Genomic DNA, 22,452 nt, shown 5'->3' on the forward strand with positions numbered 1-22,452 from the left:
CGGGCGGACCGCCGGGTGCGACTCAGCCGAAGAAGACCTGCGCCTCGGCGTACTCCTCGGCGCTGACGAGCTTCAGCTCGCCGGTGGCCTCGGCGAGCGGGACGCGGACGACCTTGGTGCCGCGCAGCGCGGTCATGACGCCCCAGTCCTGCTCGGCCACGGCGTCGATGGCGTGCAGGCCCAGCCGCGTCGCCAGCCACCGGTCGAACGCGGTGGGGGTGCCGCCGCGCTGGATGTGACCGAGGACGACGGAGCGCGCCTCCTTGCCGGTGCGCTCCTCGATCGCCTTCGCGAGCTGGTCGCCGATCCCGCCGAGGCGGACGTGGCCGAAGGCGTCGGTGTCGCCGGCCTGCAGCGCCATGTCGCCGTCCTGCGGGGTGGCGCCCTCGGAGACCACGACGATCGGCGAGTACTGGCTGCGGAAGCGGGACTCGACCTGCGCGCAGACCTCCGCGATGTCGAAGGGGACCTCGGGGATCAGCACGATGTTGGCGCCGCCGGCGATGCCGGAGTGGAGCGCGATCCAGCCGGCGTGACGGCCCATGACCTCCACGACGAGCACCCGGTGGTGGGACTCGGCGGTGGTGTGGAGCCGGTCGATCGCCTCCGTGGCGATGTTGACGGCGGTGTCGAAGCCGAAGGTGAAGTCGGTCCCGGACAGGTCGTTGTCGATGGTCTTCGGCACGCCGACGACGTTGACGCCGAGGTCGGCGAGCTTGGTGGCGACGCCGAGGGTGTCCTCGCCGCCGATCGCGACGAGGGCGTCGACGCCGTCGGCCGCCAGGTTGTCCTTGATGCGCTCGACACCGTTCTCGATGCCGAACGGGTTGGTGCGCGAGGAGCCGAGGATCGTCCCGCCGCGCGGCAGGATGCCGCGGCACTGCTCGACGCCCAGCGGCATCGTGTAGCCCTCCAGCGGGCCCTTCCAGCCGTCGCGGTAGCCGACGAACTCGAAGCCGTGGGCGGCGACGCCCTTGCGGACCACCGCACGGATCACGGCGTTCAGGCCGGGACAGTCCCCGCCTCCGGTCAGCACTCCGACGCGCATCAGGCCTCCGTTGTTGGATCGTTCACATTGCGGCCCACCCTAGGGGCCGGAGGGCCCCGGCGACGAGAGTGACCAGCGCCTAGGCTGGTCCGGTGACCTTCTCGATCGTGGCCCGGTCCGACGACGGCGAGTCCTGGGGCGTCGCGGTCGCCTCCAAGTTCCTGGCCGTCGGCAGCGCCGTCCCCGCCGCCGTGGCGGGTGTCGGCGCGATCGCCACCCAGGCCGACGCCAACGTGGCCTACAAGGGCCTCGCGCTCTCGCACCTCGACGAGGGCGCCACCGCCCCGGTCGCCCTCCAGCGGCTCCTCGAGGAGGACGACGGGCGGGACCACCGTCAGGTCGGCCTCGTCGACATGGACGGCACGGCGGCCAGCCACACCGGGGCGTCGTGCTTCGACTGGGCCGGGGGCGTCACCGACGACGGTGTGGCGATCCAGGGCAACATCCTGGCCGGCCCCGAGGTGGTCGAGGAGATGCTCGCCGCGTGGCACCGCTCCGCCGGGGAGCCCGACCTCGCCCGGCGGCTGCTCGCCGCGCTGGCTGCGGGCGACGAGGCCGGCGGGGACAAGCGCGGACGCCAGTCCGCCGCGCTGCTCGTCGTCCGCGACGAGGCGGGGTACGGCGGCCGTGACGACATCGCCGTCGACCTGCGGGTCGACGACCACGCCGACCCCGTGACCGAGCTCGCACGGCTGCTCGACCTCAACGACCTGTACCTGACCGCCTCCACCGAGGAGGAGAAGGTCGCGGTCGACGACGCCCTCGCCGCCGAGCTCCAGCAGCTCGTCGAGGGGCTCGGCCACCCCGACCTCGCGTCCTGGGTCGGCACCGAGAACCACGAGATGCGCGTCGCGGACGACGGGTCGTGGATCGACCAGCGGGTGCTCGCGATCCTGCGGGAGCAGGGTCGGCGGACCTCCTAGCCGCGCTCCTCCAGCCGGTCCAGCGCCGCCTGCGCGGCGGCCCGGTCCCGCTCGGCCGCGCTGAGCGCGTCCCGGGCGTCCGCCCGCTCGTCCTCGGCGGCCTCGAGGTCGTCGTCGACCTCCTCCGCCTGCTCCTCCAGCTCGGCGAGCGCGCGGCGGTGCTCGTCGATCTCGGCCTGCAGCTGCAGCCCGCGGGCCTCGAGCCCGCTGACCGCCTCCTCGGCCTCCTGGGCCGCGGCCGTGGCCTGCTCCAGCGCCGCCGCGGCCTCGTCGAGCGCCTCCTGCGCGGCCGCCCGGGCCTTCGCCCCGGCGTCGGGGTCGGGGACGACGCGGAGGGCGGGCCCGCCGCCGTCCTGCCGCTCCGCCCCGGCGCCCGCGCCCGTGCCGGCGCCCTCGACGGTCCGGGGCAGGAAGCCCGCGGCCTCGGGCAGCGCCGCGGCCTGCGCAGGGTCCTCGGGGTCGGTCATCCCCGGCCCGGTGGCCGACACGGTGGCGACCAGCAGCCCGCTGCGGACCAGCGCCGCGCAGGACTCGTCGATCATGGCTGCCGTCAGCGAGCCCTGGACCTGCTCGGCCACCGCCTCGCTGACCTTGTGCCCCGACTCGCGGGCAAGCCGCCGGGCCCGCGTGGTCACGGCGGCGGTGAGCTGGCGGCGCTGGGTGGTGAGCTCGCGCATCGCGGCCGCGTCGAGGTCGGCCGCGGCCTCGCGCAGCGCCCGCCCGACGGCCAGCACCTCGTCGACCTGGCCGGCCTCCCGCCGTACGAGGAGGTTGAGGACCCAGGCGGCGACCGACGGCTTGCGGAGCTTCTTGACGCGGGCGGAGAGCTCGGCGGCGCCGTCCTCGCCCGAGCCCTTCAGCTCCTTCGCCCGGGCGTCCCGCGCCGCGGTGAAGTCGCCGGGCAGGAGCCCGTACAGCGCGTCGGCCTCGGCGAGGACAGGGTCAGCGGCCACCCGGCGATGGTAGGGCCGTCGCGACCAGCTCGACCTCGACCGGCCACGGCGGCCAGGGGGTACGACGGGTGGTCCCGGTCGGCGTCCAGCCGTGGCGGCCGTAGAGGGCCAGGGCCCGGGTGTTGCGCTCCAGGCACCACAGCGTCGACCCGGGGCCGTGGCCCTCGGCGAAGCGGGCCAGGGCCGCGGAGCCGATCCCGAGGCCCCACACCGCGGGCTCGACCGACAGGTGCCGCAGGACGTGGGCGTCGTGGCACAGCAGCGCCACGGGGCGGTCGGTCCCGTCGAGGACCTCGGTGACGACGCCCGGCTCCGCCAGCGTCGCCCGCCAGCGGGCGAGCACGTCGTCGTCGGGGAACGGCTCGGCGCCGAAGACGTGCCCGAGGCCGGCGAGGTTCGCCCGGCGCTCGAGGTCGCGCAGCGCCACGGCGTCCCCCGGCCCGGCGGTGCGCCAGGGCAGCGGCTCGGTCCTCGCCGGGGTGCTCAGCCGTCCAGCCCCCGCTCGATGGCCCACCGGGTCAGCTCGACCCGGTTGTGCATCTGCAGCTTGCGCAGGGTGTTCTGCACGTGGTTCTGCACCGTGCGGTGCGACAGCACGAGGGCCTCGGCGATCTGCTTGTAGCTCAGCCCCGTCGCGACGAGGCGCAGGATCTCCACCTCCCGGTCGGTCAGCTCGGGGGCCGGGTTCTCCGGCTCGGCGGGGCCGTCGGCCATCCGGCGGAACTCGCCCAGCACCAGCCCGGCCAGGCCCGGGGTGAAGACGGTGTCGCCGTCCGCCACCCGTCGTACCGCGGCGAGGAGGTCGGCCGCCGACGCCGACTTGACGAGGTATCCCGTCGCCCCCGCCTTGACCGCCGCCAGCACGTCGGCCTGCTCCCCGGACGCCGACAGGATCAGCACCCGGGCGGACGGGTCGTGGGCGAGCACCTCGCGGGTCACCTCGACGCCGTTGGGCTCCGGGATCTGCAGGTCGAGGACGACGACCCGCGGCCGGGCGGCCTTGAACCGGGCGATCGCCTGGGTGCCGTCGGCGGCGACGGCGACGACCTCGCAGCCCGCGGCGGCGAGGTCCCGCTCGACGGCGTCGCGCCACATCGGGTGGTCGTCGACCACCATCACGCGCAGGGCCGCGTCGGTCCCGCTGCCGCTGTCCGCGTCGGAGGAGTCAGGTACGTCGCTCACGCGGCGGAGGCTAGCGCGCGCCGGCGTCGGGACGCCGGTAGCGGCCCCGACGGTGCTCCAGGACCGCCCCACCGCCGTCGTCCGACTCGTCGCCGACCACGACCCGCTCGGCGACGCAGGTGACCTGGGTCGACCAGCCGACGGTCGCGGTCGACTCGAGCCGGACGTCGGCCCAGGTGCCGGCCGCGGTCAGGCGCGGGCCGTGGTCGGTGTCGTCGAAGGCGGCCTGCGCGAACATGCCGCCGGGGGCGGGTGCCTGCCCGGCGAAGACCTCGGCGAGGTCGCGGTCGTCCCACCGCAGCAGCTGCACCACGGCCCGCCCGGTGCGCTCGACGGCGTCGAGCAGGTCGGAGTCGGGGTCGAGCATGGCCACCAGGCGGGTCTCCTCGCCGGCGACGACGAGCCAGGAGCTGACGGTCAGGCCGGCCCGCTCCCCGCCGTCCGGGACGCCGGGCCCTCCGGCGGTCCACAGCGACACGGTCCCGGTCAGCCGGCCCCGCAGGCGACGGCCGGGCTCGCGGGCGCCCTCGGGGTCCGCGAAGGGGTGGGTGTCGTGGATGGTCACCCGTCCACGCTAGCCAGCGGTGCCGGCGCCCGTCCGGGGCCAGGTGAGCTCCCAGGACGTGCCGCCCGTGCCGGTGGTGAGCGAGGCGGTGCCGCCGAGGTCGGCCAGGCGACCGCGGATGGAGCCGGTGACCCCGAGGCGGCCCTGGGCCTCGGCGTCCTCCAGGCGGCCGGGTGCGATGCCGGGGCCGGTGTCGCGGACGGTCAGGACGACGGAGCCGGCGGTGTCCTCGAGCAGCACGAACGCGGGCGCGTCCTCGCCGACGTGGCGCGCCACGTTGTCGAGACAGGCGCCGACCGCGTCGACGAGCTCGGTCGCGACCGCCGCGGGCACCAGGACGGGCGCGCCCGTCCCCACGAGCGACCCCGCCGGTGGGCGGCGGGCCACCCGGGCGGCGAGTGCCTCGGCGAGGTCGACCGTCGAGGCGGCCTCGGGCCGCACCAGGGCGTCCTGGCGGTTGATGAGCGTGCGCAGCGACGTCTCCTGCTCCCCCGCGAGCCGCCCGAGCTCGGCGCCCTCGGGGCCGAGGACAGGGCCCTTGCGCTGCACCATCGCGAGCACCTGGAGGACACCGTCGTGGACCGCCCGCGCCAGCCGCGCGCGCTCCTGGGCCAGGGCGGCCGCCCGCTGCGCCGCGTCGCGCTGGGCCGCCATCTCCTGCAGCGAGCCGCAGAGGTAGCCGACGATCGGGCCGCCGATGAGGACCAGGAAGACGTTGCCGAGGTTGGTCTGGGTGATCTCCGGGCGCACGGCGAGGTCGCAGGCCGTCAGCACGACGGCCGCCAGCAGCCCGCCCGGCCACCCCAGCCGCACCGCCCAGACCAGCAGCGGCGCCATCACCCAGAAGCTGGGCAGGGATGTGGTGAAGTCGGGGCCCTCGACCAGCGGGGAGGCCAGCAGCGCGCCCGCCGCGACGGCCAGGTCGAGGACCAGGACGGGCAGAGTGCGACGCCGCGCCCGCCGCAGCACGAGGACGACCACCAGCGACCAGACGACCAGCAGCCCCATGACCGTGAGCCCGAGCGCGGGCCGCTCGATGCCGTCGTACCGGAACCCGAAGACGACGAGGGTGTTGGCGAGCACGAGGGCACGCAGGACCGCCAGGGCCCGGAACATCCGGTCCTGGACGGCGACCGCCGCCGTCCGACCCGGGCTGGTGGTCGGCTGGGCGCTCAGGACGCCTTCGCCTCCGGGGCGTCGGGGTCCTCGCCCTCCGCGGCCGCCTCGGCGGCGGCCTTGCGGGCGGCCTGCTCGGCGGCCTTCGCCTGGGCGGCGTACTCGTCGACGTACTCCTGGCCGGAGAGCCGCATGATCTCGTACATGATCTGGTCGGTCACCGACCGCAGGATGTAGCGGTCGCCCTCCATGCCCTCGTAGCGGGCGAAGTCCAGCGGCGGCCCGAACCGGACGACCGGGCGGGTGATCCGGCCGAACTTCTTGCCGGGCGGGGCGACCTCGTCGGTGCCGACGACGGCGACCGGGATCACCGGGACGCCCGTCTCCAGCGCGAGCCGCGCGACGCCGACCTTGCCGCGGTAGAGGCGGCCGTCGTGGGAGCGGGTGCCCTCGGGGTAGATGCCGAACAGCTCGCCGCGGCCCAGGACCTTCTTGGCGGACATCAGCGCGCCGGCGGCGGCGTCCACGCCGGAGCGGTCGATGGGGATCTGGCCGGCGCCGGAGAAGAAGCGCTTCTGCAGCCACCCCTTGACCCCGGGGCCGGTGAAGTACTCCGCCTTTGCCACGAAGCTGACCCGCCGCGACAACGTCAGCGGCATGAACAGCCAGTCGGCGTACGACAGGTGGTTGCTGGCCAGGACGGCCGGGCCCTCGTCCGGGACGTTCTCCAGACCCTCGACGCGCGGGCGGAACACCAGGCGCAGCGCGGGGCCGATGGCGACCAGCTTGAGGAACCAGTAGAACACCGCGTGCTCCTCCCAGGGCGCCGTCGACCCGGCCGGGTCGGCTGACCGAAGAGTAGTCCCACGCGGCGCACCTGCCGAGGTGCGGCATGATCGCGCCGTGACGAGCTCGCAGACCGTCCGGGACCCGCGGGCGGAGGCCCTCTCGCTCGCCGCCCGCCCCGAGCTGACGGGTGGGCGCCGCGTGGGCGTCCTGCTGTCCCACGGCTTCACCGGGTCGCCCGCCTCGATCCGGCCGTGGGCGACCGCGCTGGCCGAGCGGGGGTACGGCGTCGCCGTCCCGCGGCTGCCCGGGCACGGCACCTCCTGGCAGGACATGGCGACGACCGGCTGGGACGACTGGCACGCCGAGCTCGACCGCGCCCTCGACGCGCTCGTCGCCGAGCACGACGTCGTCGTGGTCGGCGGGCTGTCGATGGGCGGCGGGCTCGCGCTGCGGCTCGCCGCCGAGCGGCCGGGCGACGTCGCGGGGCTCCTGCTGGTCAACCCGGCGGTGACGAGCCGCGACCGCCGGCTGGTCGCCGTACCGCTGCTGAAGCGGGTGCTGGCCACCCAGCCCGGGATCGTCGGCGACATCCGCCTCGAGGGCCAGGACGAGGTCGGCTACGACACCGTGCCCCTCGCGGCCCTGCACACGATGCTGCGCGGGTGGCGCGACCTGCGGCGCGAGCTGCCCCGCGTGACGGCGCCCGTGCTGCTGTTCCGCTCGGTGGTCGACCACGTCGTCGACCCGTCGTCCGCGGCCCTGATCACCGCGTCGGTGTCGTCGGACGAGGTGACCGAGCAGCTGCTGACCCGGAGCTGGCACGTCGCGACCCTCGACCACGACGCGCCGTTGATCGCGTCCGCGTCGGCGGACTTCGTGGCTCGGGTCGCCCGCCTCGCTGACGTAGTGTGAGGGGCGTGGACCGGTCGAAGGAGGACGCGCTGTGGCGCGCCATCGTCGAGAACTACGGCGAGCGTGCCGACATCGACGCCTCGACCCCTGACGGCGCGGGCGCCGCGGCCGTCAGCACGGCCGACGTGCCTGACACGGCCGACCCCTCGGGCGACACGGCGACCGACACCGTCGAGTCGACGCCCGCCGAGGACGCGGGTGCCGACGCCCCGGCGTCCGACGGCGCCGACCACGAGGCGGCCCGGGCGGCCGAGGCCGCCCGCCGGGAGCAGGAGTTCGAGGCCCAGCACGAGGTGCCCGAGCGGTTCGTCCCGCCGGAGCCGCCCCCGCTGCCGTACGTGCCCCCCTCGCGGCTGCTCGCCTGGTGCCTGATGGTGGGCGGCCCGGTGCTGCTGCTCCTCAGCCTGGTCCTGGACTTCTGGCTGCCGGGGATCATCCAGCTCCTCGCGGTCGCCGGCTTCGTGGGCGGGTTCGTCTACCTCGTCATCCGCATGCCCCGCGACCCCCGCGACCCCTGGGACGACGGCGCCCGGGTCTGAGCGCCGAGTCGGCCCGAACACACCCGCCCGGAGCGCCGAGTCGGCCCGAACACACCCGCTCCGAGCGCCGAGTCGGCCCGGACGCCGGACTCACCAGTCCAGGTGGACGCGTCGTCCGGCACGTCGTCGCGCCTCCCGCACGCCCTGACGCAGCAGGAGCTCGGCGTCCTGGTGCGGCCCGACGAGGTGGTGGTTCACGACGACGACGATCGTCCAGTCCTGCTTCTCCTCCAGGGCGGACCGACGGGTGCGGTCGTCGCTCACCTGCTGCGACGAGCTGTGGAACGCGACGCCGTCGTACTCCGCGGCGAAGCGCAGCTCCTCGTCCGCGAGGTCCAGCCGAGCGAGCAACCGGCCGTCGTCGTACACCTCCACCTGGGGCACCATCCCCTCGATCCCGGCCTGCAGGCAGCGCAACCGCAGCACCGACTCCGGAGGCGACTCGGCCCGGGCGTCGGTGAGCGGGGCGATCTCCCGCAACGTGGTCACCCACCGCGCACCGGCGAACCGAGCGGTGCTCGCCACGAGCTCGTCCTGGGTGAAACCGCCGAGCCGGAGCATGGCGTCCATGCCCGCGATGGCCCGGTCCGGGTTCCGCACGCGCCCGAGGTCGAGTGCCGTGCGGAGGCGCGTGGTGACGGGCAGGCCCATCACCTCGGTGACGTCGTACGACGCGAGCGCACGCTCGCCACCGACGGCGAGGGCGCCCTTGACCCGGCCGTGGTCGCTGGGGCGCGCGACCGAGACCGGCGACAGGTGCAGGTGCTCGTTGGGCGCCAGGGTCATGTCGGTCCCGTGCAGGTAGCCCGCGTGACGATCGCAGACGACAGCGTCGGGGGGCATCACGAGACCGAGGGACTGCGCTCGGAGCAACGGGGAGTCACCCGCCTGCGTCGCGAGGTAGACGCCCCGCACGGGTCTGCGCAACAGACCCGACTCGCACAGGCGGCGTAGCACCGGCGGTCGGACGCCCTCGGCCCGGGACTGCGCGAGCGTGAAGGGCTGGTCGAGGGGCAGCGGGAAGTCGCTCCCCAGCAGGGAGGTCTCGGTCCAGGACGGGTGGGTCGGCATGCCGAGGGGTCTCCCCCCGCCGACCCGACGTACGCCCATCGGGCGCCCGCCTGTGGACAGTGGCGGCCCGGCGGCGCCTGTGCAGACGCTCGGGCCGACTGGACGCCGCTCCGTGGTGCGTTCGGGCCGACTCGGCGTCCTGAGCAGGTGCGTTCGGGCCGACTCGGCGTCCTCAGCGGGTGCGTTCGGGCCGACTCGCGAGCAGGGCCGCACCCACCATGCCGGCCTCGGGGCCGAGGGCGGCGGGGCGGAGGTCGGGGACGGTGCGGTACGACGCGCCGACGAGCGAGCGGCGCAGGGCGGTGCGGGCGGGGGCGAGCAGCAGGTCGCCCGCCGCGACGAGGCCGCCGCCGATCACGACGACGTCGGGGTCGAGCGCGGCGACGAGGTTCGCGACCCCGACGCCCAGCCAGCTGCCGACCTCCTCGAAGGCGTGCAGCGCGACGTCGTCCCCCTCCGCCGCGGCCCGGGTCACGAGCGGTCCGGTCAGCGCGGCCGGGTCGCCGTCGCAGAGCGCCGCGAGCGGACCGGCCGAGGTGCCGACGGCGGCGCGGGCGTGACGGAGGAGGGCGTTGCCGCTCGTGTACTGCTCCCAGCACCCGCGTCCGCCGCACTCGCAGGGCCGGCCGTCGGGCACGACCTGGGCGTGGCCGAACTCCCCCGCCATCCCGCCGGAGCCCCGGTGCAGCCGACCGCCGACGACCAGCCCGCCGCCGATCCCGGTGCCGAGGGTGACGACGACGGCGGTGTCGGCACCGCGGGCGGCGCCGAGGGTGTACTCGGCCCACGCCGCCGCGTTGGCGTCGTTGTCGAGCACGACCGGTGCCCCGCAGCGATCCTCGAGCCGGGCCCGGACGGCCTCGCCGCGCCACGGCAGGTGCGGCGCGAAGGCCACCCGCTCCCCCGCCGCGTCGACGAACCCGGCGGCGGACACCCCGACCGCGTCGATCGGGGCGCCGCCCGCGGCCTCGACGACGGCGGACACGACAGCGTCCTCCGTCGCGCCGACGGAGGCGAGACGCCCCGGCGTGGAGCGTCGTACGACGCGGGCGACGGCCCCGGACGGCTCCACGACCCCGGCGAGCACCTTCGTGCCCCCGACGTCGACGCCGACCACGGTCACGGGCGCCTCACGCGGGCGCCACGAGGCGGCGGCGCGCGAGGTCGGCGGCGCCGATCATGCCCGCCTCGCCCCCGAGGACGGCGACCCGCAGCTCGGGCTCCGGCCGGTAGCCCCGACCGGTGAGGTGGCTGGCCAGGACCTCGCGGGCCGGGTCGAGCAGCAGGTCGCCGGCGGCGGCGACGCCACCGCCCACCAGCACCACGGCGGGGTCGAGGACGGCGGACACGATCGCGACGCCCTCGCCGAGCCACCGGCCGAGGTCGGCCAGGTGCTCGAGGGCGAAGCGGTCGCCGCCCAGCGCGGCCTCGGTCACCATCGGGCCGGTGATGGCGGCCGGGTCGCCGCCGGCGCGCTCGACGAGGATCCGTGCCCCGGGCACGCCCCGCTGCGCGGCCTCGTGGACGCCGCGCACCAGCGCCGTGCCGCTGGCGTACTGCTCGAGGCAGCCGAGGTTCCCGCACCCGCAGGGGCGCCCACCGCGCTCGATCCGCAGGTGGCCCAGCTCGCCGGCGACGCCGAAGCCGCCGCGGTACAGCTCACCGTCGGTGACCATCCCGCCGCCCACGCCAGTGCCGAGGGTGAGCATCAGCAGGTCGTCGGCGTCGCTCGCGGCGCCGAAGCGGAACTCGCCCCAGGCGGCGGCGTTGGCGTCGTTCTCGACGACGACACCGAGGCCCGTGAGCTGCTCGAGGTCGCGACGCAGCGGCTCGTCGCGCCACGCGAGGTTCGGGGCGAACATCACCGTCGAGCCCGTCTTGTCGACGAAACCGGCCGCGCCGACGCCGACGCCGCAGAGGTCGTGGTCACGGCCGAGCTCGGCCACGAGGTCGGCCACCGCGCGCTCGATGGCGGTGCTGTCGGTGGCCGGGGAGACCACGGTCTCCTGCCGCAGGATCGTGCCGTCCGCGTCGACGACGCCGCCGGCGATCTTCGTGCCGCCGATGTCGATGCCGCACGCCGGTCGCGCCTGGTTCATGACTCCTCCTCGCCGGGCCCGGGTCCGGGGTCCAGGTCGATGTGCTCGAGACCGTCGTCGGACGGCGATCCGCCGTCCCCCTCCGTCGTGGCCCCGCCCGCCGAGGCCAGCAGCGACGCCGCGGCCTGCAGCAACGACGACGCCGCCGTGGCCAGGTGGTCCCGGACCTCCGGGCTCGCCGACCGCACGACGTGCACGGCACGGCAGACCGGGCACCACTCGCACTCGGGGGCGCCGGTGGCGACGTGCTCGTCGACGCTGCGGGTGAAGCTCGCGAGCACCCCGAGCAGGCGCGCCGCCTCCTCGCCGAGGTCGCCGACCCCGTCGGTGCCCCCAGTGCCGGCGGAGCCGTCGTCCGGGCCGCGGTCGGTCATGCCCCACGCTCCGCGAAGCGCACGGTCAGCTCGCCGTCGGCCACGCTCGCCCCGGTCACCGGGCAGCCCGCGAGCCCGGCGGGCAGGGCGAGCAGGCGGCGGTAGGAGCCGACGGTCACCACGAGCTCGTCGCCGCGGCGGGCGAGGTCGACCTCCTCGCGGGACGCTCCGGGCAGCGACAGCCGCAGCTCGGGGCCGGCCCCGGCCTCCCGTCGTACGACGAAGGGCGCGGCGCCGCCGGGCGTCGCCCACGGCTCGTCGTAGCCGTACAGCGCGGTGGCGAGCGCGACGAGCGCCTCACGGCCCACCGGCTCGGTCGCGGCGTACGTCGACCGCCACAGCGGCAGGCCCGGGAACGAGACGGCCGCCTCCTCGAGGACGGCGTCCTGCGCCAGCACCCAGCCGGCCCGCCAGTCGTCGGCCTCCGCGGGCGGGAAGACACGGTTCGCGACGACGCCGTCGACGCGGTAGCCGAACAGCGACAGCGTCGTCCACGACCGGCGCGCCTCGGCGAGGACGACGGACTCGGGCGTCAGGACGAGCCGGACCGACGCGTCGGGCCCCGTGAGCAGCCGGCGGACGTCCTCGAGGTCGGCGTGCAGCCGCACGAGCGCGTCGAAGACGTCGTCGGTGGGCATCGGCACGCCCGCCGCGCGGGTGAGCACCGGCTTGAGGACCTTCACGATCCGTCGCTCGGCGGGCAGGACCCGGTCCATGTACCACCCGAGCGCCTCGGGCAGCGCCAGCAACCGCAGCGTCTCCGCGGTGGGCGCGCAGTCGACGACGACGAGGTCCCACGGGACCCCGTCCGGGCACCCCTCCTCGACCTGGCGTCGTACCTCGAGCAGGGCGAGGACCTCCTCGGCGCCGGGCAGCACGGTGATCTCGCCGGCGGCGACGGCGTCGACGCCCGCGGCGTCCAGCACGGCGAGGAGATACCGCTGCACCTCGCTCCACGACTGCTCGAAGCGCAACTGCGCGTCGACCTGCTGGGCCCACAGGCCCGGGGCGACGGGGGTCGGCTCGGCGCCGACGGGGTGGTCGAGCGCGTCACCCAGCGAGTGGGCGGCGTCGGTGGACAGCACGAGCGTCCGCAGGCCGGACGTCGCGGCGAGGGCAGCGGTCCCGGCGGCCACGGTCGACTTCCCGACCCCGCCCTTGCCGGTGAACAGACAGACCCTCACCCTGGCCCTCAGGGGTGCTGCTCGACGCGCTTCTTGAGCCCCTTGAGGGCGGTGTCGATGAGGATCTTCTCGCCCTTGCGCTTGATCATCCCGATGAGCGGGATGGTGACGTCGAGCGAGAGCCGGTACGACACCTCGGTGCGCGCGCCGCCGTCGAGGGGCCGCAGCGTGTAGGCGCCGTCGAGGGTCTTCAGCATCGTCCCCTCGACGAGGCTCCAGGTGACCTCGCGGTCGCCGTCCCACTCGTAGGCGAGCGTGTACTCGTCGCGGATGGGCGTGACGTCCAATTCGAAGCGGACCCGCTCGGCGCGGGCGCCCGCGGCGCCCGGCTCGACGACCTCGACGCTCTTCATCCCCTTGGCCCACTGCGGGTAGGACTCGAAGTCGGCGATCACGTCCATCACCTGCGCCGGCGGGGCGTCGACGACGATCGAGGACGTCGTCTGCTCGGCCATCGGGTCTCCTGGTGGGGCGGGTCGGGGTGTGGACGACGGGCGCGGCGGCGTCCGGCTGACCTCCGCGGAGCGTACCGGACCCGGGCCCGCCGACCGCACGCCGGTAACCTGCACCGAGGTCGCGCGGCAGCGCCGAGCAGAGCAGGTGGAGGAGGGGCTGTGCGGGAGTTCTCGACCCCGATGACCGTGCACGTCCCCAGCCTCGTCGAGCGCACCGGCAACCTCACCGACGACCTCCTGCGCTGGGCCGGGACGGACCCCGACCGTGCGGTCCTCGCCCGCCGCGGCGACGACGGCACGTGGGTCGACGTCGGTGCCGCCACCTTCCTCGCCGAGGTCCGCGCGGTCGCCAAGGGCCTCGTCGCGGCCGGCATCGAGGTCGGCGACCGGGTCGCGCTCATCTCCCGCACCCGCTACGAGTGGACGCTGCTCGACTACGCGATCTGGTTCGCCGGCGCGGTGTCCGTCCCGGTCTACGAGACCTCCTCGACCGAGCAGGTGGCCTGGGTGCTCGGGGACTCCGGGGCCCGCGCCGCCGTCGTCGAGAGCCGCCGCCACCTCGCCCGGGTGTCCTCGGTCCGCGCCGACCTCGAGGAGCTGCGGCAGGTGTGGTCGATCGACGACCACGCCGTCCACGTGCTGCGCCGCCTCGGCGGGGACGTCACCGACGAGCAGCTCGAGGAGCGACGCCGTACGGCGGGGCCGGGCGACCTGGCCACGCTGATCTACACCTCCGGCACCACCGACCGGCCCAAGGGCTGCCGCGTCACCCACGGCAACCTGGACGTCGAGCTGTCCGTCGCCGTCGCCGAGCTCGCCGAGGTGTTCCGGCCCGCGGAGGCCGAGGACCCCGACGAGCAGGAGCCCGGCGAGCAGGCCTCCACCCTGCTGTTCCTCCCCCTCGCCCACGTCTTCGCCCGGATCATCCAGCTCGGCTGCCTGCGCGCGGGCGTCCGTCTGGGCCACTGCGGTGACGTGAAGGACCTGGACGACGACCTGCGGTCCTTCGCGCCCACGTTCCTGCTCGCCGTCCCGCGCGTGTTCGAGAAGATCTTCAACGCGGCGTCGCAGAACGCCGCGGCCGACGGCCGCGGCCCGGTGTTCGACGCCGCCGTGCGCACCGCCATCGACTACTCCCGGGCCATCGACGGCCCCCGAGTGCCGCTGCGGCTGCGCGCCCGCCACGCCCTGTACTCCCGGCTGGTCTACGGACGCCTGCGCGCGGCCCTCGGCGGCGCCTGCCGGTACGCCGTGTCCGGCGGCGCCCCGCTGGGCGAGCGGCTGGGCCACGTCTTCCGCGGCGTCGGCGTCCCGGTGCTCGAGGGCTACGGCCTGACCGAGTCGGCCGGAGCCCTGACCGTGAACCTGCCGGACGCCCACAAGGTCGGCACGGTCGGCCGGCCCCTGCCGGGCGTCACGGTCCGTGTCGCCGACGACGGCGAGCTGCTGTTCCGCGGCGCCCAGGTCTTCGACGGCTACTGGGCGCCGCCCGGTCGGGACCGCTCCGAGGCCACCGCCCAGGTGCTCGACGGCGACGGCTGGCTGCGCACCGGGGACGTCGGGGAGGTCGACGACGAGGGCTTCGTCCGCGTGACCGGCCGCAAGACCGAGATCCTCGTGACCGCCGGCGGCAAGAACGTCGCCCCGGCCGTCCTGGAGGACCGCCTGCGGGCGCACCCCCTGGTCTCCCAGTGCCTGGTCGTCGGCGACGGGCAGCCCTTCGTGGGTGCCCTGGTGACGATCGACGAGGAGTCCTTCCCCGCCTGGGCGGAGGCGCACGGCAAGCGCGGCACGGTCGCCGACCTCGTCGACGACCCCGACCTCCGCTCCGCGGTCGCCGACGCGGTCGAGGAGGCCAACGCCGCGGTGTCGAAGGCCGAGTCGATCCGCCGCTTCGCCGTCCTCGGCCACGACTGGACCGAGGAGGCCGGGCAGCTCACCCCCAGCCTCAAGCTCCGCCGGTCCGTCGTGCTGCGCGAGCACCGCGACGACATCGCCGACCTCTACCGCTGAGCCCCCGCCCCGCCCCGCCCCGGGCGGGTCCGGGATGGGCCGGCCCGACGCAGCGTCTGGTCACGACGGACTACGTCCCGCGGGTCTCTGGTGGTCCGAACGGGCCATTCCCGGATAAAACCGCTCGCCACGGCCCCGCCGGTTCTTTACTTCGGAGGGGAGGTGATCGCGCCGACCGCCACCGGTCACGCGCGTCCCCCGTCCCTCCCCGTCCCTCCCTGTCGAGAGGTCCCCCGCCCGATGAACCGACGCAGGCTCCTCCTGGTCGCCGCCACCCTCGTCGCGGCGATCGGCGTCGTCATGGTCCTCGCCTACGTCCGCGGCGCCGACGCCCGTGCGCAGGAGGGCACGCAGACCGTCGACGTCCTGGTGGCCGTGGCCCCCATCGAAGTCGGCGAGTCCGTCGACGACGCCTACGACACCGGCAAGATCGTGACGAGCAGCCTCGCGGCGGACGCCGTCATGCCGAGCGCCCAGACCGACCTCACCGCGCTCGAGGGCCTGTTCGCCACCACGCAGATCTTCCCCGGCGAGCAGATCATCACCGAGAAGTTCGGCGGCCAGCAGCAGGCCAGCTCCCCGCTGGCCATCCCCCGCGACAAGATGGCCGCCTCGGTCAACCTCACCGACCCCGCCCGCGTCGCCGGGTTCGTGAACCCCGGCTCGGAGGTCGCGGTCGTCTACACCGGCCAGGGCCCGGACGCGACGCCGTTCAGCCGCGTCCTGTTCGACCGCGTCCAGGTCCTCGGGGTCGGGTCCACCACCCCCACGACCACGACCACCACGACCGAGGCGGGCGCCGAGACCACCGAGCAGCTGCCGACGACGCTGATGACGCTGTCGCTCGACCAGGACGAGGTCCAGCGCATGACGTTCGCCGCCGCCAACGGGGAGCTGTCCTTCGCCCTGCTGACGGAGGACAGCGAGGTCGACGCGGGCGAGCCCACCGACTTCTCCAACCTCTTCGGGGAGTAGACGTGCCCGTCGTCGTCGACCCCGACCCCGCCGCGGCCGAGAAGCTCCTGGCGGCCCTGCCACCGGGCGGCCACTCCGTCCCCGCCGCGGACCGGCTGCTCGCCTGGCTCGCCATCCGCTCCGAGGAGTACGTCGTCCTGCTGGGCCCCAGCCTCCCCCTCGAAGAGGCGCTGGCCGTCTGCGAGACGCTGCGGACGGCCCGACCGACCATCTCGGTCCTGCTGGTGCGCAGCCTGGTCGACACCGAGGTGCTCGGCCGCGCCATGCACGCCGGTGTCCGCGAGGTCCTCGCCCTCGACGACCTGCCCGCCCTCGAGGGGGCCGTGGGCCGCGCCTACGAGCTGTGGACCGCGCTGCGCGGCCCCGGCGGGGCGGCGCACCACGGCCGTGTGGTCACCGTCTTCTCCCCCAAGGGGGGCGTCGGCAAGACCACGGTGGCCGTCAACCTGGCCCTGGCGCTCGCCGACCGCGGGGCGCGCCAGGTCTGCCTCGTCGACCTCGACCTCGCCTTCGGCGACGTCGCGATCACCCTGCAGCTGTTCCCCAGCCACTCCATCGAGCACGCCGCGGGCGCCGAGCAGAGCCTCGACTACGCCCTGCTCGAGCCGCTGCTGACCCGGCACCCGGACGGCGTCGCCGTCCTGGCCGCGCCGAGCCTCCCCGACGCGCTCGACCGCATCAGCACCCAGCTCGTGGGTGCGGTGCTGCACACCCTGGCCGGCCAGTTCGACTTCGTCGTCGTCGACACCGCCCCCGCCTTCGACGAGCACACCCTCGCCGCGCTCGACGACACCGACGACCTCGTGCTGGTCGCCACGCTCGACGTGCCGACGCTGAAGAACGTCAAGATCGCCGGCGGGACGCTCGACACCCTCCGCATCGCGGAGGGCCGCCGGCACCTGGTGCTCAACCGTGCCGACGACGCCGTCGGCCTCGGTGCCGACCAGGTCGAGGGCATCCTCGGCATGCCGGTCGCGGTGCGGCTGCCGTCGGCCATGGAGGTGGCCGCGTCCACCAACGCCGGCCGTCCCATCGTGCTGGCCCGCCCCGACCACGCGGTGACCGCGGGCCTGCGCCAGCTCGTCCGCGTCGTCGCGGGCGAGCCCGCCGCGCCCCTGCCGGGCGGGTCCACCCGGTCGCGCAAGGCGGACTCCCGGCGGCGCCTGTTCGGGGGACGGCGATGAGCAACCTCTCCGAGCGGCTGGCGGCGTCCCGGGCCGCGCGGGCGGACCGCGCGCGGGCCGACGAGCCGGCCGACGCCCTCGTCGGCGCCTCGACCGCCGTCGACGCCACCGGTGCCACGCCCGCCCAGCTGCTCACGCAGGCCGCCGTGCCCCCGCCGCCGACGGACCTGCCACCGGTGGTGGAGACGCCGACCGCACCCGCCGGCGTCGAGGTGTCCCGTCGCCGCGGAATGGCCCAGGCGGACCGGGTGGAGGAGCTCAAGCGGACCGTCCACGCGCAGCTGCTGACCCAGCTCGGCCCCCAGCTGTACGCCGCCGACATGGACCACGACGAGCTGGCGCGGAACGTGCGCGTCGTCCTCGCCGACGTCATCAGCACCCAGGACCGCCCGCTGTCGGCCGCCGAGCGGCAGCGGGTGACGCAGGAGATCTCGGACGACGTCCTCGGCTACGGACCGATCGAGGAGTTCCTGCGCGACCCCGACGTCTCCGAGGTCATGGTCAACGGGCCTCACAGCGTGTGGCTGGAGAAGAACGGCCGCCTGGTCGTCACCGACGCCCGCTTCGACGACGAGGACCACCTGCGCCGCACCATCGACAAGATCGTCACCCGGATCGGGCGCCGGGTCGACGAGTCCAGCCCGCTCGTCGACGCGCGGCTCGCGGACGGCTCCCGCGTCAACGCCGTCATCCCCCCGCTGGCCATCGACGGCTCGGCGCTCACGATCCGCAAGTTCTCCGAGGACCCGCTGCGGGTCGCCGACCTGGTCCGCTTCGGCTCCCTGACCCCGCGCACCGCGGAGTTCCTCGACGCCTGCGTCCGGGGTCGCCTCAACATCATCGTCTCCGGGAGCACCGGCGCCGGGAAGACCACCACGCTCAACGTCCTCAGCGACTTCATCCCCCGCGACGAGCGCATCGTCACCATCGAGGACGCCGCGGAGCTGCAGCTGCAGCAGGACCACGTCGTCCGGCTCGAGTCGCGCCCGGCCAACATCGAGGGCAAGGGCGCGATCCACATCCGCGACCTGGTCCGGAACAGCCTGCGCATGCGACCCGACCGCATCATCGTCGGCGAGGTCCGTGACGCCTCCGCCCTCGACATGCTCCAGGCGATGAACACCGGCCACGACGGCTCCATCTGCACCCTGCACTCGAACGGCCCCCGCGACACCCTGTCCCGGATGGAGACGATGGTGCTGATGGCGGGGATGGACCTCCCGGTCCGCGCGATCCGGGAGCAGATCGCCTCGGCCGTCGACCTCGTCGTGCACCAGAGCCGCTTCAAGGACGGGTCGCGCCGCATCACCCACATCACCGAGGTGGAGCGGATGGAGGGCGACGTCATCACGCTCCAGGACGTGTTCGTCTACGACCACAAGGCCGGCTTCGACGCCCAGGGCAACACCCGCGGCCGGCTCCGCTCGACCGGCCTCCGCCCGAAGTTCCTCGAGAAGCTCGCCTACGCCAACGTCACGGTCGACCCGTCGGTCTTCGCCCTGGACGAGCCGTGAGCGCCGACCTCGTCCTGTACGGCGGCGTGGCCGCCCTGGGCGTCGGTCTCCTCGGCGTGCTGGTGGTGCTGGTCCTCCCCCGCTCCGAGCAGCTGTCGCCCGCCGAGCGGGTCGGCGCCTACACCGCGCGGGCGTCGGCGGCCAGGCCCGGCGCGGGGGACGCCGACGCCGCGCCCGGACCCGACCGGTTCGCCTCGTCGAAGGCCGCGGCGCGTCGCACCCTCGACGGGCACCCCGGGCTCGAGGCGCGCATCGCCGGCAGGCTGGAGGCGGCGGGCAGCCCGATGAAGGCCCACGAGTGGCTGCTGCTCCACGCGGCGGTGTTCGTCGGGCTGACCCTGCTGGTGCTGCTCGTCAGCGGCGGCAACCCGCTGCTCACGCTGCTGGCGCTCGTCCTCGGCGCGGTGGGCCCGTGGGTCGTGCTCGGGCTGAAGGTCGCCCGACGCCGGAAGAAGTTCGACGCCGCGCTGCCGGACACCCTGCAGCTCATCTCCGGCTCGCTGTCCGCCGGTCTGTCCCTGATGCAGTCCGTCGACACCATCGTCCGCGAGGGCGTCGAGCCGATGGTCTCGGAGTTCCGGCGCGCCATCGTCGAGACGCGGCTGGGCGTGGACCTCGAGGACGCGCTCGAGGGCGTCGCCGAGCGGGTGGGCAGCCGGGACTTCGGCTGGGTGGTCATGGCCGTCCGCATCCAGCGCGAGGTCGGCGGCAACCTCGCCGAGCTGCTCGACACGGTCGCCGCCACGATGCGGGAGCGGCAGTACCTGCGCCGCCAGATCGCGTCGCTCTCGGCGGAGGGCCGGCTCTCGGCGTACGTGCTGGGCGGGCTGCCGCCGGTCTTCCTGGGCTACCTCGTCCTCACCAACTACACCTACGTCGAGCCGCTCTTCACCGACCCCCGGGGCTGGATCATGCTCGGCGCCGCGACCCTGCTGCTGCTGGTCGGCTTCTTCTGGATGACCAAGATGGTCAAGATGGAGGTCTGAGGTGGCCGTCCTCGTGGTCGGGCTCGCCCTCGTGGTGCTCGCCCTCGTGCTGCTCGGGCTCGCCACCCGCTCCGAGAGCGGCGGCGTGGCGCGCTCCCTCGCCCTGGTCGAGGCGGTCGGCGGGCCCCCGAAGTCGATGACCGACGAGCTCGACGTGCCGTTCTCGGAGCGGGTCGCCGGTCCCCTCCGCGCCCGCACCCTCGGGCTCGGTCGCACGCTCGTCGGCGCCAACGGGCCCGCCAAGCTGCGCCGCAAGCTCGAGCGGGCGGGGGCACCCGCCGGCTGGGACGCCGACCGGGTCGCGTCGGCGAAGGTCATCGCGGGCGCCACGGGCCTCGTGGTCTCCCTCGTCGTGGGCCTGCTGTGGGGCCCGAGCCTGCCCGTCCTCGCGCTCGTCACCGTGGGCGGCACGCTGCTCGGCTTCCTCGGACCCGACCTGTGGCTCTACCAGCGGGCCTACGACCGGGAGGAGCGGATCCGCAAGGAGCTCGCGGACGCCGTGGACCTGCTGACGATCAGCGTCGAGTCCGGCCTCGGCTTCGACGCGGCGCTGCAGCAGGTGGCGCAGAACACCGAGGGTCCGCTGTCCGAGGAGTTCTCCCGCGTGCTCCGCGAGATGCAGATCGGCTCCGGTCGCGGCCCCGCCATGCGGGCCCTCGGGGAGCGCTCCGAGCTGCCCGACCTCAAGTCGTTCGTGAGCGCCCTGGTGCAGGCCGACACCTTCGGCATCCCCATCGGGCAGGTGCTGCGCGTCCAGACGACGGAGATGCGGACCAAGCGGCGTCAGTACGCCGAGGAGAAGGCGCAGCAGCTGCCCGTCAAGATCACCGTGCCCCTGATCTTCTGTATCCTGCCCTGTCTGTTCATCGCCGTGCTCGGCCCCGCGGCGATCACCATCATGGAGGGGGGCCTGGCTTGACCCGCTGGCTCTCCCCCACCCCCGAGGCCCTCAGCACGTCGGCCCGGGTGTTCGTGCTGCTCACGCTGGGCGGCCTCAGCCTGTACGAGCGCGACAGCACCGCGGTGGTCGCCCTGCTCGTGGTCGGTGCCGTCTGGATCCTGGTGCACTCCGCCCCGGTGCGCCGCCTCCCCGGGGCCGTGCGCGTCGCGCTCGAGGCCACGCTGGTCGCCATCGTCTGCGGCGCCGTCGTGCACGACACGCTGCTCCCGCTGCCCGCCCTGGCCGTCCTGCCCTTCGTCGCCGGGCTGCGGCGCGGGTCCCGCGGGGTGGTCGAGGCGCTCCTGGTGCAGTCCGTGGTGGTCGTCGGGGCCACGCTGGCGGTCGGCGGGCCCTTCAGCGCCGCGGAGGGCGTCGAGCTCACGACCTGGATCGTGCTCGGGCTGGGCCTCGGCATGATGGCCACCTTCGTGCGCTCCGACTCCGACGGCGACGCCGAGGGCGAGGCGCCGTACCGCGACGCCCGGCACCTGATCCGCCAGCTCCTCGAGCTGTCCGACGACCTCCGCGGCGGCCTCGACCCCGTCTCGATCGGCCACCGCCTGCTGGTCCGGACCCGCGACGTCATCCCCACCACGCGCCTGGCGCTGCACGTCCCCGCCGGGGACGGCCTCATCGTGCTGGCCGGCAAGCCCGCGTCCGGGCGGGCTGCCGCCGGCCGCGAGGAGGACGCCGCCGCGCTCGCCGCCGCTGTATGGGACGACGGCGTGGCACGGGTCCAGGGCTTCGACTTCGCGTTCCGCGTGGCCACCGACGCCGGCATGGTCGGCGTGATCACGGGTTCGGTCTCCGAGCGGGTCGACCCCGACCCCTTCGAGCTCCACCGCACCCTGCGGGACCTGCTCGGCCGTCTGCAGCCGCTCGCGCTGCAGCTGGACGCCGCCCTGCTGTTCGCGGAGGTCCGCGACGCGGCCACCCTCGAGGAGCGCCGGCGCCTCGGCCGGGAGATGCACGACGGCGTGGCGCAGGACATCGCGTCGATGGGCTACATGGTCGACATGATGCTCGAGGCCCCGTCGTCCCCCGAGCAGCAGGCCGACCTCGAGCTGCTGCGCGCGACGATGACCCGCGTCCTGTCCGAGGTCCGCCGGTCGGTGCAGACCCTGCGCGCCGACGTGGACACGAGCCCGAGCCTGGGCGCCGCCATCGGCGACCTGGCCCGCAACCTCACCGACGTCTCCGGGGTGCCGATCCGCGTCCGGATCGAGGAGGGCACCACCCGGCTGTGGCCGTCCGTGGAGGCCGAGCTGGTGCGCATCACCCAGGAGGCCCTGCAGAACGCCGTCCGGCACGCCCGCGCGGACGTCGTGGAGGTCAGCTGCCGCGTCACCCCGCCCGGCTACGACATCACGGTCCGCGACGACGGGCTCGGCATCCGCTCCATCCGCCCCGACTCCCACGGCCTCACCATCATGCGCGAGCGAGCAGCGCTGATCGGGGCCGAGCTCGACATCCGCGACGCCCCCGGCGGGGGCACGGTGGTGTCCGTGCGGCACCAGTCACCGACGGAGGACGACCCGGGGTCCGAGCCCGGGGTCGAGCCCGCCGGGGTGACACGCGTCCCCGCGAGCACCGCACCGGGTGACGTCGCCGCGGACTAAGGTGGTCCCAC

General features: G+C 75.0%; 23 protein-coding genes. 10 read left to right on the top strand and 13 right to left on the bottom strand.

Annotation, left to right across the window (positions count from 1 at the left end; all coding sequences use genetic code 11):
- Positions 1-22 precede the first annotated feature (22 nt).
- Positions 23-1,048: a 6-phosphofructokinase gene (locus Q0858_RS18850; RefSeq protein ID WP_299057731.1), complete on the bottom strand. Its 1,026-nt coding sequence runs from the start codon at positions 1,046-1,048 to the stop codon at positions 23-25.
- Between the two features lie 92 nt (positions 1,049-1,140).
- On the opposite strand from Q0858_RS18850, the gene Q0858_RS18855 reads away from it, so the two are divergent.
- Positions 1,141-1,971 (top strand): DUF1028 domain-containing protein, encoded by an 831-nt coding sequence (locus Q0858_RS18855; protein ID WP_299057733.1) that lies wholly within the window; start codon positions 1,141-1,143, stop codon positions 1,969-1,971.
- On the opposite strand, the gene Q0858_RS18860 is transcribed toward Q0858_RS18855, so the two are convergent.
- From Q0858_RS18860 to Q0858_RS18885, 6 genes are all read right to left on the bottom strand, one after another.
- Complete coding sequence (locus Q0858_RS18860) at positions 1,968-2,924, bottom strand: hypothetical protein (protein WP_299057735.1); 957 nt, start codon at positions 2,922-2,924, stop codon at positions 1,968-1,970. The two genes, Q0858_RS18855 and Q0858_RS18860, sit on opposite strands and share 4 nt — an antisense overlap.
- Positions 2,914-3,438 (bottom strand): GNAT family N-acetyltransferase, encoded by a 525-nt coding sequence (locus tag Q0858_RS18865; RefSeq protein ID WP_299057737.1) that lies wholly within the window; start codon positions 3,436-3,438, stop codon positions 2,914-2,916. The genes Q0858_RS18860 and Q0858_RS18865 overlap by 11 nt, the downstream gene beginning before the upstream one ends.
- On the bottom strand, positions 3,408-4,040 hold the full coding sequence (locus Q0858_RS18870; RefSeq protein WP_299057966.1) for a response regulator transcription factor: 633 nt from the start codon (positions 4,038-4,040) through the stop codon (positions 3,408-3,410). The genes Q0858_RS18865 and Q0858_RS18870 overlap by 31 nt, the downstream gene beginning before the upstream one ends.
- A 76-nt stretch (positions 4,041-4,116) precedes the next feature.
- Positions 4,117-4,671 (bottom strand): flavin reductase, encoded by a 555-nt coding sequence (locus tag Q0858_RS18875; RefSeq protein WP_299057739.1) that lies wholly within the window; start codon positions 4,669-4,671, stop codon positions 4,117-4,119.
- 9 nt (positions 4,672-4,680) lie between these two features.
- Positions 4,681-5,847: a DUF5931 domain-containing protein gene (locus Q0858_RS18880; RefSeq protein ID WP_299057968.1), complete on the bottom strand. Its 1,167-nt coding sequence runs from the start codon at positions 5,845-5,847 to the stop codon at positions 4,681-4,683.
- The gene (locus Q0858_RS18885; protein ID WP_299057741.1) at positions 5,844-6,593 is read right to left on the bottom strand and encodes a lysophospholipid acyltransferase family protein; all 750 of its coding nucleotides are present in this window, start codon (positions 6,591-6,593) and stop codon (positions 5,844-5,846) included. The genes Q0858_RS18880 and Q0858_RS18885 overlap by 4 nt, the downstream gene beginning before the upstream one ends.
- Before the next feature lie 97 nt (positions 6,594-6,690).
- On the opposite strand from Q0858_RS18885, the gene Q0858_RS18890 reads away from it, so the two are divergent.
- Both Q0858_RS18890 and Q0858_RS18895 read left to right on the top strand, forming a co-directional pair.
- Positions 6,691-7,488 carry an alpha/beta fold hydrolase gene (locus Q0858_RS18890; RefSeq protein WP_299057743.1) on the top strand — a complete coding sequence of 266 codons (798 nt, stop codon included), beginning with the start codon at positions 6,691-6,693 and terminating at the stop codon, positions 7,486-7,488.
- Between the two features lie 5 nt (positions 7,489-7,493).
- Positions 7,494-8,027, top strand: coding sequence for a hypothetical protein (locus Q0858_RS18895; RefSeq protein WP_299057744.1), 534 nt, complete (start codon positions 7,494-7,496; stop codon positions 8,025-8,027).
- A 90-nt stretch (positions 8,028-8,117) separates the two neighbouring features.
- Here the strand turns inward: Q0858_RS18895 and Q0858_RS18900 are convergent, their stop codons facing one another.
- The 6 genes from Q0858_RS18900 to Q0858_RS18925 all read right to left on the bottom strand — a co-directional run bounded on the left by Q0858_RS18900 (position 8,118) and on the right by Q0858_RS18925 (position 13,210).
- A complete protein-coding gene (locus Q0858_RS18900) occupies positions 8,118-9,098 on the bottom strand; it encodes a type IV toxin-antitoxin system AbiEi family antitoxin domain-containing protein (RefSeq protein WP_299057746.1) in 981 nt (326 codons plus the stop codon).
- Positions 9,099-9,270: 172 nt separating this feature from the next.
- Positions 9,271-10,221, bottom strand: coding sequence for an ROK family protein (locus tag Q0858_RS18905; RefSeq protein ID WP_299057748.1), 951 nt, complete (start codon positions 10,219-10,221; stop codon positions 9,271-9,273).
- A 7-nt stretch (positions 10,222-10,228) separates the two neighbouring features.
- Complete coding sequence (locus Q0858_RS18910; protein WP_299057750.1) at positions 10,229-11,197, bottom strand: ROK family glucokinase; 969 nt, start codon at positions 11,195-11,197, stop codon at positions 10,229-10,231.
- Positions 11,194-11,571: a hypothetical protein gene (locus Q0858_RS18915; RefSeq protein ID WP_299057752.1), complete on the bottom strand. Its 378-nt coding sequence runs from the start codon at positions 11,569-11,571 to the stop codon at positions 11,194-11,196. Before Q0858_RS18915 ends, Q0858_RS18910 begins: the two co-directional genes overlap by 4 nt.
- Positions 11,568-12,755, bottom strand: a complete 1,188-nt coding sequence (locus Q0858_RS18920; RefSeq protein WP_299057754.1) for an ArsA family ATPase — start codon at positions 12,753-12,755, stop codon at positions 11,568-11,570. The genes Q0858_RS18915 and Q0858_RS18920 overlap by 4 nt, the downstream gene beginning before the upstream one ends.
- Before the next feature lie 8 nt (positions 12,756-12,763).
- A complete protein-coding gene (locus Q0858_RS18925) occupies positions 12,764-13,210 on the bottom strand; it encodes an SRPBCC family protein (RefSeq protein ID WP_299057756.1) in 447 nt (148 codons plus the stop codon).
- Between the two features lie 159 nt (positions 13,211-13,369).
- Here Q0858_RS18925 and Q0858_RS18930 point away from each other — a divergent pair, with 159 nt between their 5' ends.
- The 7 genes from Q0858_RS18930 (at position 13,370) to Q0858_RS18960 (ending at position 22,441) form a co-directional block, all read left to right on the top strand.
- A complete protein-coding gene (locus Q0858_RS18930; RefSeq protein ID WP_299057758.1) occupies positions 13,370-15,223 on the top strand; it encodes a long-chain fatty acid--CoA ligase in 1,854 nt (617 codons plus the stop codon).
- Positions 15,224-15,463: 240 nt separating this feature from the next.
- Positions 15,464-16,198 carry a Flp pilus assembly protein CpaB gene (cpaB, locus tag Q0858_RS18935; protein ID WP_299057760.1) on the top strand — a complete coding sequence of 245 codons (735 nt, stop codon included), beginning with the start codon at positions 15,464-15,466 and terminating at the stop codon, positions 16,196-16,198.
- A 2-nt stretch (positions 16,199-16,200) separates the two neighbouring features.
- Positions 16,201-17,382, top strand: a complete 1,182-nt coding sequence (locus tag Q0858_RS18940; RefSeq protein ID WP_299057761.1) for a P-loop NTPase — start codon at positions 16,201-16,203, stop codon at positions 17,380-17,382.
- The gene (locus Q0858_RS18945; protein WP_299057763.1) at positions 17,379-18,896 is read left to right on the top strand and encodes a CpaF family protein; all 1,518 of its coding nucleotides are present in this window, start codon (positions 17,379-17,381) and stop codon (positions 18,894-18,896) included. The genes Q0858_RS18940 and Q0858_RS18945 overlap by 4 nt, the downstream gene beginning before the upstream one ends.
- A complete protein-coding gene (locus tag Q0858_RS18950; RefSeq protein WP_299057765.1) occupies positions 18,893-19,882 on the top strand; it encodes a type II secretion system F family protein in 990 nt (329 codons plus the stop codon). The genes Q0858_RS18945 and Q0858_RS18950 overlap by 4 nt, the downstream gene beginning before the upstream one ends.
- Position 19,883: 1 nt before the next feature.
- The gene (locus Q0858_RS18955; protein ID WP_299057767.1) at positions 19,884-20,801 is read left to right on the top strand and encodes a type II secretion system F family protein; all 918 of its coding nucleotides are present in this window, start codon (positions 19,884-19,886) and stop codon (positions 20,799-20,801) included.
- On the top strand, positions 20,798-22,441 hold the full coding sequence (locus Q0858_RS18960) for a sensor histidine kinase (RefSeq protein WP_299057769.1): 1,644 nt from the start codon (positions 20,798-20,800) through the stop codon (positions 22,439-22,441). Before Q0858_RS18955 ends, Q0858_RS18960 begins: the two co-directional genes overlap by 4 nt.
- The last annotated feature ends 11 nt before the right edge of the window (positions 22,442-22,452 follow it).

The organism is uncultured Nocardioides sp. (assembly GCF_947489365.1).
In the GTDB taxonomy this organism is placed as follows: Bacteria; Actinomycetota; Actinomycetes; order Propionibacteriales; family Nocardioidaceae; genus Nocardioides.